Raw genomic sequence first — 14,475 nt, forward strand, 5'->3', positions numbered from 1 at the left:
GGTTCACTGTTATTGGCAGTGAACCCTTATTAACGAGTTAAGGCAAGTCGTAAACTTAATTTGTTCGCGTGTGGTCAATTCTGGGGCGATCCATTGCGTTCAATAGTTTTAGCGTTGCATGTAACTGTTGATGCTTTGCTATGACAGTTTGCTCGAGTATCGCGATTGCCCAACTCGGTAAAGTCGACGAAATGGAGTAGTAAATCCAAAGCCCTTGGCGGCGACTTTGTAGCAAACCACACTTACTTAGTTGTGATAACGCTCGAGATATTTTGGGCTGTGGTTCTTGCAGAGATTCACAAAGCTCACCCACACTCAACTCTTTTTCAATATACAGCATGGCGACAATCATCAAGCGCGCTTTGTCGGAAATACATTTATAGAGTGATGTAATATCAAGTTCATCTTCAGGCTCATCGTTGTGAACCAGTGTAAATAGATGGATGCGTTTTTTCAGTTCTTCAAAGGTTGGCGAAAAACTGTTATCTATTGCTTTGATTTTGGGTTGTGGTACATCCCAAGAAAGGGTTTCTTTTACCCCCGGAATGGCAGCGCATTCAGAGTGAGCAGATGTGCACAGGGTAATGAGATAATCAAATTCTTTGCCATCGAAAGCGTCTAGTGCTTTGCTATGCATATTATCGGTTGGATAACCGTGTGCCTCTAATGTACTAAAGGTTCTTGGGTCTATCTTTTTGGATACGCTGCCTGCACTATAGGCAATATAGTCGTCACCATAGTCATGATTAACAATGGCTTCGGCAAGTTGAGAGCGAGCAGAATTACCCGTGCATACGAAAAGAATGCGTTTTTTCATGGAGTTCCCTTAATTACTTGATGTGATCCTACAAGATGGCAAAGGGATATTCAATCTATTGAGCCCTCACACAACAAGCAAATACGCTTAAGGTGTGAGGGAGTCGATTACTTACTTAGCCAAAATTACCAGAAATATATTGGCGAGTTTTCTCTTGGGTTGATGCATTGAATACTTGGTCTGTTTCTCCAAATTCGACCATTTCCCCTAAGTACATAAAGCCCGTGTAATCAGAAATGCGACGTGCTTGTTGCATGTTGTGGGTAACGATAACGATCGTAAATTTCTCACGCAGTTCGGTGATAAGCTCTTCAATAGCCGCTGTCGCGATTGGATCTAGCGCAGAAGTCGGTTCATCCATAAGGATCACTTCTGGCTCTAGAGCAATCGTACGAGCGATACACAGTCGTTGCTGTTGGCCGCCTGAAAGGCCTACTGCATCACTATTAAGTTTATCTTTAACTTCTTCCCAAAGGTGAGCTCGACGCAGCGCTTTTTCGATTCGAGCATCCATCTCTTGCTTGCTAAGACCTGAGTTTAGCTTCAAACCAAATGCCATATTGTCGTAGATGCTCATAGGGAATGGTGTCGGTTTTTGAAAAACCATCCCAACTTTTGAGCGCAGTTCACTCAGGCTCACTTTGTTGTTAAGGATACTGTGATCATCCAGTAGGATATCACCCTCTACTTGCTGACCTCTATAAAGATCGTAGATGCGGTTCATCGTGCGCAATAGTGTGGACTTTCCACAACCTGAAGGTCCAATCAAGGCAGTGACTTTTTTGTTGTGAACAGGCAGAGAAACCTTCTTTAAGGCTGGCTTTGCCCCCTTGTTGTAATAGAAGTTTAATGCTTGAACATCCATACGCAGTGTTTGCGCAGATTGAGTGTTGTGTGACGTCATCATGCTTTAGTCGCCTGAGTAAATTTTGAAACTAGGGTTGCAAGTACATTCAAAATGAAAATGAATGTGGTGATCAGTAGTGCACCAGCCCATGCTAGGTCAATCCAGCTTTCATAAGGGCTCATTGCAAATTGATAAATTGTGACTGGCAAGTTCGCCATTGGTTGTGAGAGATCCGTCGTCATGTAGTTACTGTTTAGTGCTGTAAACAGCAGCGGAGCTGTCTCACCAGACATTCGTGCAATAGAAAGCAAAACGGCAGTTATAATCCCTGGCGCAACCGCTCGGTAGCATAACTTTGTGGTCACAACCCATTGTGGTGCTCCAAGGCCAGCTCCCGCTTCTTTTAATTGAGCAGGAACAAGGCGTAACATCTCTTCTGTTGATGAGATAATTACTGGCAACGCCAATACCGCTAAAGCAATAGAGCCTGCGAGACCGGAGTAGGTTCCCATAGTGACAACCAACGCACTGTAAATAAACAGACCAATGAGTATCGAAGGTGCACTGACTAACATTAAGTTACAGAAGCGGATTACATCGGCCAGTTTGTCACCCTTTGGTGCTTGAGACAGCCAAGTCCCTGCTAATATGCCGACAGGGGCCGCAATCGCGATACCAATCGAGGTCATAATCAAGCTACCAACAATCGCGTTCTTTAAGCCGCCTTCGCTGCCCGGTCCCGGGGTGATTTCAGTGAAAACAGCCAGGTTGATACCCGATATGCCATTGCTAATCAAGGTGTAGAGGATACTAACCAATACGATAAGGCCAAAGACTGCTGATGCAGCACATGCACCTTTAAATATGTATTCTTTAATGAGACGAGCATTCATTATTTCTTTCCTAACAGCAGACGGCTAAGGGCAATGATCACAAAGGTAATGGCGAGCAGAACTAAACCCAGACCAATCAAAGCTGAAATATGAGTTGGGTCACTGGCTTCGTTAAACTGCTGCGCAATCGTCGCTGAGATAGAGCTTGCAGGCATAAAGAGTGAAGCTTGAATCGAGTTAGATCCGCCGATAACAAACGCTACCGCCATAGTTTCTCCTAGTGCTCTTCCTGTGCCAAGTAGGCTTGCCGCAACCACAGCACTGCGAATTTTAGGTAGCAGAATTTTCAAGATCACTTCATTAGAGGTTGCTCCTAACCCATAGCCAGCCTCACGTACTACGTTGGGTATTGAAGCAAGAGCGTCGCGTGTTAGGGCGATCATGATTGGTAAAATCATAAATGAAAGGATAATACCTGCGGTTAGAAGGCCAATACCAATCGGTGGGCCATCGAACAACACACCAATCACGGGAACATCGACAAGGTTCATCATTGCCCACATTTGGAAGCCATCTGCAAACCAAGGAGCAAACACAAATAAGCCCCACATGCCGTAGATAATGCTTGGAATAGCAGCAAGCAACTCAATAGCTTTACCAACAGGTACGCTGAACCACTTCGGTGTCAGTTCGTTTAGAAAGATAGCACTGCCTATCGCGACGGGAATAGCAATAACGATAGCAATGAGAGATGATACCAAGGTGCCAAAAATAGCAGGAAGAGCACCGAAGTCTCGTAGGACTGGGTTCCATTCTGTGCTAGTGATAAAGGAAAAACCGAGTTGGCTAAGGGCTAACTCACTTCCGATAATGAGTTCAAGTAGTAACCCAGACACTAAAATCAGTACCAAAAAAGCAGCGGCGAAACTGATTTTATTAAAGGCAAAATCGGCAGATATAATCTTTGCCGTTGTCTTAACGTGCATAACGAATTCTCAATGAATAAGGGCATCTAGACATAGTATTCATTCCTACGATGCCCCCGATTATTTGATGATTAGTAAATCACTTTACCGTTAGATTGGAAGCGCTCAGACCAAACGCCTTCGATAATTTCAACAACGTCATCTGGCATTGGAATGTAATCCAGTGCAAGTGCGGTATCAGCACCCGTTTCACCGAAGCTCCACTTAAAGAAGTCTAGAATTGCTTTTGCTGATTCTGCGTTTGCTTGCTCTTCATGCATTAGAACAAATGTCGCCGCAGTCATAGGCCAAGATTCAGCACCTGGCTGATCATTTAGCAAAATGTCCAAAGTAGGTGTATTCACCCAGTCAGCGTTCGCTGCTGCTTTAGAGAAACTGTTTAGATCTGGAGAGACAAATTCACCTTCTTTGTTTTGTAGCATGGTGTGAGTCATATTGTTTTGCTTAGCGTAGGCAAGCTCTACGTAACCAATTGCACCACGAGTACGTGCAACAAAGTTAGCAACGCCAGCATTGCCTTTACCACCAATTGTGGTTGCTTGTCTTGGCCAAGCAACGTCGGTGTTAACACCCACGGTATCAGTCCATTCTTGACTTACTAGTCCTAGGTAGTGAGTAAAGTTGAATGTTGTACCCGAGCCATCAGAACGGTGAACAACGATAATTGGGAAAGCAGGGAGGTTTAGGTCCGGGTTGATCGCTTTAATTGCGTCATCGTTCCATTGCTTAATTTTACCTAAGTAAATATCAGCTAATAGTTCGCCAGTCAGTTTCAGGTCATCACTTTCGATACCTGGAAGGTTTACCACCGGCACGATACCGCCGATGATGATTGGAAATTGTACAAGTCCTTGTTGTTCTAACCGTTCAGGTGCTAGTGGTGCATCTGATGCACCAAAATCTACGGTTTTTTCCTCGATTTGACGGATACCACCACCGGAACCGATAGCTTGGTAATTGAGTTTGACACCGGTTAGCTGATTGTAATTTTCTGACCAGCTAGAAATGATAGGGTGCGCAAAAGTAGAACCGGCGCCATTGACTGTTATGTCAGCAATCGCTGTTGTTGATAGCGTACCGACAGTGCAAGCAAGTAGCAGTTTCTTAGCGAGTTTGATCACTGTGTTTTCCTTTATTACATGACTCAAAAATAGATAACGCCTTTACATAGGGCATCGGAACCACAGTCGTCCTGTGGTGTGGCGCAAGTATATGGCGATTTTGATATATATGTAAATGGACATATATATAAAAAATGCCATATTACTGAAATATTGATTTAAGCGACTGTTTTATATTGATTTTTATGTTGTCACGAAAAGACCTGTACATTGGTGGTGGCAGTGGTTTGGGGTATGTCGAAGGTAAAATTTCAGAAAAGTTATCAAGTGATACCGTCTAAACATTATGGTCAGTTGTACTGGCTATCCTATGTTTTTACTGTTTTCTATTTCCTGAGTAAGTCTTCATTTTGGGTCACTTTATTGTTAAGTTGTTTGGAATCACTTGGTTTCACCTACTGCGACCCGTTCGCTGATTATGAGTTGGACCCATATAGTTACTTTATGACACGCGAGCTAACGGATAAGTTTATATAAATCGCGTTATCTGCAATCACATGGAGTGTGAGAGAATGTCAGACTATATTACAGGGGGCTGCTTGTGCGGCTTGGTGACCTTCGAGTTAGAGGACAGGTTCGATAACTTCTATTTCTGTCATTGTGAACAGTGTCGAAGAGTCACAGGTTCATCCCATGCATCGAATGCCATTACCAACAGAACCAACATAAAGTGGGTCAAAGGGCATGAGCTTGTCACTCGTTTTGATCATCCCGATGGAGCCTTTTCCAAAGTGTTTTGCTCTCGCTGTGGTTCGGGTTTGCCCCATGAGTCGCAAAATGGCAAAGACTTGGTTGTGCCTGTAGGCTGTCTTGATACCTCGCCTTCAATGTCGCCAAATGCTCAGATATTTTGCGCAGAGAAGGCAAGTTGGTATAAAGAGGGTATTCTCGCACCGGAGTACAAAGGGTTTGTGACCGTAAAGTAAGAGATTTTATGAATTACCGTGTGATAGCAATAAAGGACAGTAATGGTCATTAGAGACATTTTAAGCAAAGATCTTGATACGATTCTCGCGTTGAACGAGCAGTTCGTTAAGGTATTGAGCCCGATGGATAAGAGCAAGCTATTGAGGTTACTCGACATCTCTTATGTGTCTGTTGTCATTGAGGATGAAAACCAGGTGCTTGGTTTTCTTATCGCTCTAACGGAACATAAAGAGTACGAAAGCATTAACTATCAGTGGTTTAATGATTATTGTGATTCGTTTCTGTACATTGATAGAGTCGTGGTTGCAGATGATGCTCAGGGAAAGGGGATCGCATCAATGTTGTACCATTACGCCTTAGATTCCGCACTAGATAATTCAATTCCTTGTTTATGTGCAGAAATCGATGTTTTGCCACCCAATGAAGCATCGTTACTCTTTCACAAGAAAATGGGATTTAAAGAGTTAGAGTTACTGAGGCACAGCGAAGATAAAATGGTTTCTCTTCAAAAGCTACACATCAGTTAAGCGTTAGTCATCAAAGAGCATTCGCTAGGGACTATTGTTCGTTAGGTACTATGATTGAGCATTTAGGGTCAGAGTAACACTAGAGAGGTTAGATCTGACCCTACAAGGATTATCTAGAAATAATAGGTCTTAAGCGTTCAAGATAAACTCTTCAATACACACGGCGACACCGTGTTCGTTATTGCTAACGGTAATGTGGTCGGCGATCTGTTTGGTTTCTTCCATCGCGTTAGACATTGCAATGCCGAGGCCCGCGTATTTGAGCATGTGGTGATCGTTTTCAGCGTCACCCATCGTCATCACTTCTTCTTGCTTGATACCTAGGTGCTCTGCAATCGCCGCAACACCAATTCCTTTGTTCGCTAGCGGGTTAAGGAACTCAAGGAAGATTGGGGCGCTTTGTACAACAGTGAACTCTTCACGAAGTTCGGCAGGAATATTTGCGCTGGTTTTGGTCAGGGTTTCTGCATCAGCAACCATCATCACTTTGATGATCGGATGATCATCTGAGAGTGATTCAAAGTTCATTTCAGTGATGTCTAGGCCGTTAATGTTCGCTTCAACATCAGTGTATGGGTTGTGTTCCGTGGTAATGAGCCCATGCTCAGTGCTGAACGCGTGTACGTAAACGCCCATCTCTTTGGCTAGACGAGCCACTTTTTTTGCTGCTTTGCCATCAATAATCTGCTGGTGGATGATCTCGCCTGTTGCAATGTTTTGTACCATTGAGCCGTTGTAGCAAAGAACAAAGTCTTTGTCAGAGTTGATATTGAGAAGCTCTAGCTTGTCACGCATACCTTGAATCGGGCGACCCGACGCAAGAACAACGGTGACACCTGCTTCACGCGCTTTTGCAATGGCTTGTTGGTTTTCGACTGAGATAGACTTGTCACTGCTTAGCAGTGTGCCGTCTAGGTCTAGGGCAATGAGTTTGTACATGGATACTTACCGAACTGAAAAAGAAAAAAATAGAATAACAACTGAGTCGTATCTTACCGTGAATTTTTAGTTTCGGGTGAATTACTTTTAACCTTATGAGAGAGTAAAATAAGAGCCCCGAACTGGGCTATGTCAGTTCGAGGCTCTTGTCCACTCTGTGTTACTTTATCAAAGACTTAGCGTAAGAAAGTACAAGGAATCTCGTTAGGGTAACGCTCTGAAGCTGGCTGGTTGTAGTCAATTTCTTCTACGCCTAATAGGTTCAGCACCTGGTAAAGGGTTTTACCAACATGACCAAAGGCGATACCTGCGTGGTGTGGGTAACGTTTTTGAATCAATACATGTCGGTAGAAGCGCTGCATCTCAGGAATCGCAAACACTGCGATTGAACCGAATGATTCGGGGTCGATATCCAGAATGTTACCTTGCGCGACATAAGAGCGAAGCTTGGTGTCAGCGGTTGACTGTAGACGGAATAGAGTCACCTCACCCGGCTTGATTTGGCCTTCTAGTGTGCCACGCGTGATGTTCGGCTCTTCTGTTGGCTCAAGTAGGCTGTGCATGATTTTTTGGAAGCGAAGCTGAGAGTTCTTCATACAGCTTGACGCTGTGTTACCACAGTGGAAGCCCATGAAGAGATCTTTCTCTGTGTAGTCACCCATGATTGCTTGGTTTGCCGCAACCATGTCTTTAGGTACAGTGTTGTTGATGTCTAGCAGTGTCGCTGGGTGGTTGGTTGCACAAGTGATCATGTATTCAGACAGCGCACCATAGATGTCGACTTCACAGGCTACTGGAATGCCACGTTCAGCAAGACGCGCATTCACGTAACAAGGTACGAACCCAAAGAATTTTTGGAATGAAGGCCAGCATTTGTTGGCAAAAATACCAAATGTAGAGCCACCTAAATTGTTTTTGTGGAAGTCCAGAAGAGCGGCTTCGTATTGAGCAAGCTTTGGCAATAGATCAGGATATGGGTTGTTGTCACCTAGCTCTTTTTCCATATCCGCGATGATAGCAGGAATATCTTCATGACCTTCTGCTTCCAAGTACATGTCGTATAGGTCAAGCTCGCTGTTCTCCATGATCTCAACGCCTAAATCAAATAGGGCTTTGATTGGTGCATTACACGCGACAAAATCTTGTGGGCGAGGGCCAAAGCTGAAGATTTTAAGACCTTTAAGGCCAAGAATAGTACGTGCAACGGGTTCAAAGTCATCGATCATATCTGCAACCTCTGTTGGTGTGCCAACAGGGTATTCTGGGATATGAGGGCGAATATTGCGAAGGCCGGCGCTGTATGAAGCGTTGAGCATGCCACAGTAGGCATCACCGCGTTGATCTGCAAGACAAGAGGTAGACTCTTCGGCAGCAGAAACAAACATGACAGGGCCATCAAAGCGCTGGGCCATTTGTGATAGTGGGCCTTCTGGACCAAAGTTACCAAGGTAAATCACTAAAGAGTTAAGCTGCTTTGAAGACGCTTCTTCGAGTGCTTTGACCATATCATTTTCGTTTTCGATGATGGTCTCTAGCTCGATGATTTCAACGTCTTTTTCTGTACAAGCAGCAACAACAGCTTGGCGGCGTTGCTGAGATAGTGACAGTGGAAAACAGTCACGGCTTACCGCAACGATGCCAAGTTTTACTTGTGGAATATTAATCATGGTATTGCTCTCATTAGTATTGGGCGCTTCATAACGTCTGCTTAAGGATTGAAGCGCGTTGTTATTCTTTGCTAAGCGATAGGGCAAGCAAAATCTATTTTGTAATTTGGTAAACCACGCGATGACGGTATTGCTCGCCAGCGTTGTAGATACAGTCTGCGGCGTTGCTCATGTTGACCTGGTTTGGGTAGCATTGAGTCTCTAGGCAGAAGCCAGCTCGTTTGCCATGTACTTTGCCGTTGTGGCCCAACTCGCCAGAGATGAAATTGCCGGTGTAAAACTGCATACCAATCTGGTCACTGTAAACGTCGAGTGAAAGTCCCGATTGATTGTCTGTCACCGTGGCGTTTCGGTGTAAAGACTCATTAGGTTTAGTGCCATCAAAGCACCAGCAATGGTCATAGCCGCCAGCCATGGTGAGTTGGTCAAAATCATCATCAATCGATTGGCCGATCTTGATCGGGTTTCTCAGATCGAGAGGAGTGTTGGATACCGAACGAACCTCAATTGGAATAGCGGCACTGTCCACATGCAGATATTTATCTGAGTGGATTTGAACAACATGATTGAGAACATCATCCTCACCGCTCAAATTGAAGTATGAGTGCTGAGTCATATTGATAGGAACAGAGGCATCGGGCACAGCGGAGTATTCGATTTTTAGTTGGTCATTGTCTGTCAGCTCGTAGGTAACTTTGAAATTGATGCTAGCAGGGTAGCCTGCTTCATCAGCTTTCATTGTCACGCTCATGACCAAGGTGTTCTCTTCTACAATATCAACGTTCCAACGCTTTGCACCAATGTTAGCTGAGGCGCCATGCAGGTGGTTTGGCCCCTCGTTTGTCTCTAATTCGATTCTCTGGCCATCGTGTTGATACTGAGCGTTAGCAATACGGTTTGCCCAAGGGCCAACCACACAACCAAAGTACACCTTGCCTTCGATATACTGCTCTGGAGAGTCGTAACCTAAAACAATATTGCGGCGTTCGCCGTTTTTGTCTTGGGTGAAGAAGTTTACAATCACAGCGCCTAGGTCAGAAATATCGACTTGAGTGCCTTTGTGATTCGTTAATGAGTACAGATGATATTCGCCCCAAGTTTTGGGCTTAAGAGCTTCGTTTTGCGCCAACATAATTATTCCTCTCTTTTGTTGAGGTTATTTTGACGTGAAGAAAGAGTCTCTCGCTATTACGTTTATTTAGTAGTGATTTCACAAAAATCACTATGTTGATAGGTGTCATATTTTTCAGCCAATTTCGCCGATTTTTACGAAATAGCGTCAGTTCAGTGGGAAAAAACAGAATAGAGAACCCTCTGGTCGTTATCTGTTTTTCTTCGGCGCAGATCAATGTGAAGGTTGAGGTGCGATATATAGGTGGGGTGAATAACAGGATTTAATATAACAAAAGTGATATTTCATAAATATCAGATATGGCATTGTTGCGCTTATAGTCTCTCACGATAATCGAGTTTCAAATTGAGTTCTCCAGTAATAAGGACGTTGCTGACATCAACGTGGAGAAAAACATGGAATTGAATAAGAAGATTATCGCTCTGTCTGCCGTTGCTACATTGAGCTTTAACGCAGTTGCAGAAGAAGAACTACAAAATATGTCTGATCCGCTAGCGGTATACACACAGGCGGGTATTGGCTATACAGATAAAGGTTTGAACCTGAAAGTGGGCCAAGCTTATGACACTGGAAACCCAGTGACCATGGGCATGCATATCCTGGAGCTAAAAGGCCTTATGGGTGAAGACCTAGGCTGGGGGGGTGATGTACGCAAAAGCAACGATAATAGTGTTGATAGCTTCCGCTACCGCCACTTTGGTGTCGATCTAACGAATGGTCGCGGTTCACAAGTTGACGTGAACATGAACTTCCAAACCTACGGTATGAAAGATGACTATTCACGTGGTGAAACGGGGACACAAGGAACGGCGTCTTACAGTATTTTACAAGCATTGCCGAAGATGGGGCCTTTCAACTTATACCCGTTAGCCGGTGTTGGTGTTGCATTTGGTGACTCATTTGAGGCAGACAGAGCAGGCGATTCACAAGCACAAGATCGTTGGGATATTCACGGTACGTATTATGTTGTCGGCATGTATGGGAAGTTGGAAATAACGGATAAGATATGGTTAAACTACAACCCTATGTATCTCGGTACGATGTCTGGTTCAGATTTCTATAAGAACAATGCATTTGGTTTAGATAATGACACTGTGTTTGCACATGAAGCGACAATTTCATATCAAATCAATCCTCGTTCAAACATTCGCTACTTTGCTAACTGGAGCGAATATACAGACTTCGCGGATGGTGACCACCGTATTGAATACAACTACCAGTTCTAAATTGTATGCGTCGTTAGAGTGTCTGAAGTCAGACACTCATTGTTTTACAAGATTAACGGCACCTTCTTAGTTGAAGTGAAGGCGATAGGGGTAAGTTTGTCTAACTTATCGTTTACCCAGAGTACTTATAGTGTTTCTAGGCAATCTGTCTAACGTGTGATTTTTGATTCTTGGCCTCGCTGGCTTCAGCGAGGTTTATTTTGCTCAGCGTTATAGTTCGTTTATGTGCTAGTGGTGGTGGGGTAACACACTGTCGACAATCGCTTCGATCCAATTAAACCGATCTGATTTGAGAAAGCGGCTATTATAGATAAGGCCAAGGTCGAGCAGATTATAGGTCTCTAGGTCGTTCATTTTGATTAAGTCATAGTCATCAGAGTGAAGCGAGTCCAAGATGCTCATTGGAGCGATCAATATCGCGTCTGAACTTCTTACCTCACTTAATAGTGGGTTAATATTCTGAGCCCGCATTCTAGGGACGAGTTTTTTAAATGCCTCGCGTTTTTTTACTATCATTTCATTAGAGTTGAATTCAGGAACAATGAGCCCTAGAAGGTCTAGGTTTGCAAACTCGTCTAAGTCTAGTAATGCGCCTGCTTTCGGATGATTTTTTCGGCATAAGCCATGAAAACGATACTGACCTACCTTTACCTGGCGCAACTCTTTGGTGACATCTAGTGGAAAAAAGTTAATGGCAAAATCAAGTTCACCCGTGAGTAATTGGGCAGGTGTAGTGATAGAGTACGCGTGCAGCTCGATATTGATATTTGGCGCTTCTTTATTAAGTGCTTGGCAAATCTTATAGCCGTGTGTTTCCATGATAAAGGCATTGAGGGCTATCTTGAACGTGCCTGTGAGTTCGTGAGGTTTGAACTCAGAAGTTTGCAGGCTGACCGCTAGTTCATCCAATAGCTTAGGTAATATAGTGGCGAGTTCTTCCGCTTTAGGGGTCAATGTCAGTCCGCGAGATTGACGAATAAACAATTGGTCACCTAGTGCATCACGAATCTTCGCTAAATTCCGGCTGACCGCTGGCTGGCTTGTACCTAGTATTTCTGCCGCTTTGTTGGTGTTCTTTACCTTAAGAAGCACGATAAGTGTTTTCAATAAGTTAAGGTCAAATTTGGCCAGATCCATCTTGTGAACATACTCATATAACAAAAGTGATATTTATATAGTATTCGATATGCCGTATTGTGCAATGGTAGGCCGCAGAAATAGAAAGGCCACTATCGATAGTGGCCTTAAGTACGTTCAGTTTCGGAGCTGTTTAGTGAACAAACTGGTCTCGAATTACTGCTACGTTCTGATTACTGACTTCACCTTGTTTGTATATTGTATCGAGTTTTTCCGCGATAGCGATGTTGCTCTTTAGCAGTTGGTCGGTCTCTTCTACGTGAGAATCAATATCCTGAATATTGCTTAGAATGCTTTCCGTCTGTTGGTTTGCATTGTCCATCTCATTCGAAGCAAGCGAGACGTCTTGGGCGATTTGCGTTATCTGAGTGAGCAGGCGTGCGACACTCTCACGTGAATCATTGAGTGAGTTTTGCGTGTTTTGAGCCAATTTACGCACTTCATCAGCAACCACTGCAAAGCCTCGGCCATATTGCCCTGCACGAGCGGCTTCGATGCTTGCGTTAAGCGCGAGCAGGTTAGTTTGCTCGGCGATTTGCTCAATAATACGGAAGATAGATTCAATGGTAGATAGATCGCCTTCTGCTTTAGATACGTTATCCGTGAGGCTTCCTAGCTGTTGCGAGAGAGTTTGAATCGATTGATTGAAAATCGCAAATTGGGCATTGAGTTCGCGGCTGTCGGTATTGATAGCCTGTGTTTTCTCTTCGGCTTCTTTTGAAAGAGAAAGTGACTCGTTCGCTACAGACATCGCACTTTGGCTGGTGGTAATTAAACTCTCTTGCATTTGACTTAGGAGCTTGTTCGCTTGTAATTCTAGCTCTAAGAAATAACGTGAGAACGAAGCATATTGCGCCACAAAATTATCCGCCTTAGTAAAAGCTAAGTCCGTTTTTCTATAGAAGAAGAGGGCACTTAGAGTCTCATTCACGTTAACACCACAGAGTTCACCTAGCGTTGAAAAACCAGCACACGGGAAGTCATCAAAGGTATTTAAGCGCGAGAGAGCACTTTGGTTTTTCAAACGTCGAAGAATACAGTCAAACAAGATACCGCTGACAGGCTCTTTGTCACGTGGGTTGAAGGCATCGAAGTCGCGCTGAGTGGTGGCAACAAAGTCTTTGCTCTTCATCAAGTAAAGATGTGTGGCAAGAGGCAAGTCACAGTAGAATGACAATGAACCTTTCTCTAAATCAATACCGGCCACTGAACGAATGAAATATGTGTCTTTCACTTTAATCGCAAACGTGTAATTTGCTAGTTCTTGCTCAAGTTGCTCAGGGCGGCATCTTAGGTGTGAGCACAAGGCATCAACAAACCCATTCATATCCGTACCATCACTGCTTAGTACTTTGCTGACGCTACGAAACGCCGGGTTTGCATCGGTGATCAGCCAGTGATTGGCGGTTGGTTCATAGTTGTGACTGGTAAACAGTCGATATTGATAGTTTGGGTTAATTTTAACGAAGCACAAAATGGCTTGAGTTTGATAGGCTTTGTGACGTGTCGCGATGGTCGTTTGGTTATTGCTTAAGTCATTACCTGCTGTTCCCCCAACAAATGGGACAGCAAACTTCGCTTGTTGATAGATCGCTTCCATCAACCAGCTTTCACAGTTAGTAAAACCATTTACAAAGGTCAATGCAAAAGTATCGGAATGGTCTAAAGCAAATGAAGGGTGAATACTGCTTAGCTGCTGTGCAATGGCGGCAACGCGTTGGTCCTTCGATTGAGTTTGCTCATTACGCAAAATATCTTGGCAAGGTAGGTTGATTGCATGGCATGAAACGTCTTCGATGAGCTCACTAGAGAAGAGTTGAATCACGATATCTTCGCTATAACGAGTTTGATAGGTGTCACCATCCGCGGTATTGAGCTGCCCAGACGTTGTTGTAAGAATCAACTCACATGAACAAAGGCTTGCGAGTTTATGCCTCACACGGTCCATGTCTACTTTACAAGGCACAAATCCAAGGATTAATGCAGGTTTCCCGATAGTTCCAAACAGGCCAGCTTCATCAAGTTGAAGTAAATCATTAAAGCTAAGCGTAACTACTTTAGAAGGTTCTAACTGTGCAGACTGTTCCATAGTCTGCTTACGTTTTAAAAAGCGCATAGGTTACTCAAGTCAAATTGTATTAATTGCACATCCTTTGCCCACAACTATTAACTACCTTTGTCGCCTCTCCAATAGTGATATATACCTGTGGTATTAAAGCAAGGTGATGTATTCGTATTTTATTGTAAGAATGATTATATGAATCGTGTTGTTTGATTCGATGACAATGTAACATTTTCTTACATTAATTTATATTA

The 14,475-nt window shown here is 43.8% G+C and carries 12 protein-coding genes and 1 pseudogene; 3 read left to right on the forward strand and 10 right to left on the reverse strand.

The window, feature by feature from the left end; genetic code table 11:
- Nucleotides 1–55 precede the first annotated feature (55 nt).
- The 5 genes from QWZ05_RS01115 to pstS all read right to left on the reverse strand — a co-directional run bounded on the left by QWZ05_RS01115 (nucleotide 56) and on the right by pstS (nucleotide 4,601).
- A complete protein-coding gene (locus QWZ05_RS01115) occupies nucleotides 56–817 on the reverse strand; it encodes a metalloregulator ArsR/SmtB family transcription factor (RefSeq protein ID WP_264875709.1) in 762 nt (253 codons plus the stop codon).
- 115 nt (nucleotides 818–932) lie between these two features.
- Complete coding sequence (gene pstB, locus QWZ05_RS01120) at nucleotides 933–1,724, reverse strand: phosphate ABC transporter ATP-binding protein PstB (RefSeq protein WP_373875522.1); 792 nt, start codon at nucleotides 1,722–1,724, stop codon at nucleotides 933–935.
- On the reverse strand, nucleotides 1,721–2,557 hold the full coding sequence (pstA, locus tag QWZ05_RS01125; protein ID WP_290296029.1) for a phosphate ABC transporter permease PstA: 837 nt from the start codon (nucleotides 2,555–2,557) through the stop codon (nucleotides 1,721–1,723). Before pstA ends, pstB begins: the two co-directional genes overlap by 4 nt.
- Entirely contained in the window at nucleotides 2,557–3,483 is a 927-nt protein-coding gene (gene pstC, locus QWZ05_RS01130) for a phosphate ABC transporter permease subunit PstC (RefSeq protein WP_264875707.1), read from the reverse strand. Before pstC ends, pstA begins: the two co-directional genes overlap by 1 nt.
- A gap of 71 nt (nucleotides 3,484–3,554) precedes the next feature.
- Entirely contained in the window at nucleotides 3,555–4,601 is a 1,047-nt protein-coding gene (gene pstS / locus QWZ05_RS01135) for a phosphate ABC transporter substrate-binding protein PstS (protein WP_373875538.1), read from the reverse strand.
- Between the two features lie 515 nt (nucleotides 4,602–5,116).
- On the opposite strand from pstS, the gene QWZ05_RS01140 reads away from it, so the two are divergent.
- Both QWZ05_RS01140 and QWZ05_RS01145 read left to right on the forward strand, forming a co-directional pair.
- Complete coding sequence (locus tag QWZ05_RS01140) at nucleotides 5,117–5,530, forward strand: GFA family protein (RefSeq protein ID WP_264875706.1); 414 nt, start codon at nucleotides 5,117–5,119, stop codon at nucleotides 5,528–5,530.
- A 42-nt stretch (nucleotides 5,531–5,572) separates the two neighbouring features.
- Entirely contained in the window at nucleotides 5,573–6,058 is a 486-nt protein-coding gene (locus QWZ05_RS01145) for a GNAT family N-acetyltransferase (RefSeq protein WP_264875705.1), read from the forward strand.
- Between the two features lie 129 nt (nucleotides 6,059–6,187).
- Here the strand turns inward: QWZ05_RS01145 and QWZ05_RS01150 are convergent, their stop codons facing one another.
- The 3 genes from QWZ05_RS01150 to QWZ05_RS01160 all read right to left on the reverse strand — a co-directional run bounded on the left by QWZ05_RS01150 (nucleotide 6,188) and on the right by QWZ05_RS01160 (nucleotide 9,796).
- Complete coding sequence (locus QWZ05_RS01150; RefSeq protein WP_289963011.1) at nucleotides 6,188–6,997, reverse strand: Cof-type HAD-IIB family hydrolase; 810 nt, start codon at nucleotides 6,995–6,997, stop codon at nucleotides 6,188–6,190.
- A gap of 176 nt (nucleotides 6,998–7,173) precedes the next feature.
- A complete protein-coding gene (locus QWZ05_RS01155; protein ID WP_290296033.1) occupies nucleotides 7,174–8,664 on the reverse strand; it encodes an L-fucose/L-arabinose isomerase family protein in 1,491 nt (496 codons plus the stop codon).
- Nucleotides 8,665–8,758: 94 nt separating this feature from the next.
- Nucleotides 8,759–9,796: an aldose epimerase family protein gene (locus QWZ05_RS01160; protein WP_290296035.1), complete on the reverse strand. Its 1,038-nt coding sequence runs from the start codon at nucleotides 9,794–9,796 to the stop codon at nucleotides 8,759–8,761.
- 395 nt (nucleotides 9,797–10,191) lie between these two features.
- Here QWZ05_RS01160 and QWZ05_RS01165 point away from each other — a divergent pair, with 395 nt between their 5' ends.
- Nucleotides 10,192–11,022: a hypothetical protein gene (locus tag QWZ05_RS01165; RefSeq protein ID WP_290296036.1), complete on the forward strand. Its 831-nt coding sequence runs from the start codon at nucleotides 10,192–10,194 to the stop codon at nucleotides 11,020–11,022.
- A 228-nt stretch (nucleotides 11,023–11,250) separates the two neighbouring features.
- Here QWZ05_RS01165 and QWZ05_RS01170 read toward each other — a convergent pair whose 3' ends face one another.
- Both QWZ05_RS01170 and QWZ05_RS01175 read right to left on the reverse strand, forming a co-directional pair.
- A complete protein-coding gene (locus tag QWZ05_RS01170) occupies nucleotides 11,251–12,159 on the reverse strand; it encodes a LysR family transcriptional regulator (protein WP_264875700.1) in 909 nt (302 codons plus the stop codon).
- A gap of 274 nt (nucleotides 12,160–12,433) precedes the next feature.
- Nucleotides 12,434–14,275, reverse strand: a pseudogene (locus QWZ05_RS01175) (methyl-accepting chemotaxis protein); the annotation flags it as partial.
- Between the last annotated feature and the right edge of the window lie 200 nt (nucleotides 14,276–14,475).

Source organism: Vibrio agarivorans (assembly GCF_030409635.1).
Classification (GTDB): Bacteria; Pseudomonadota; Gammaproteobacteria; order Enterobacterales; family Vibrionaceae; genus Vibrio; species Vibrio agarivorans.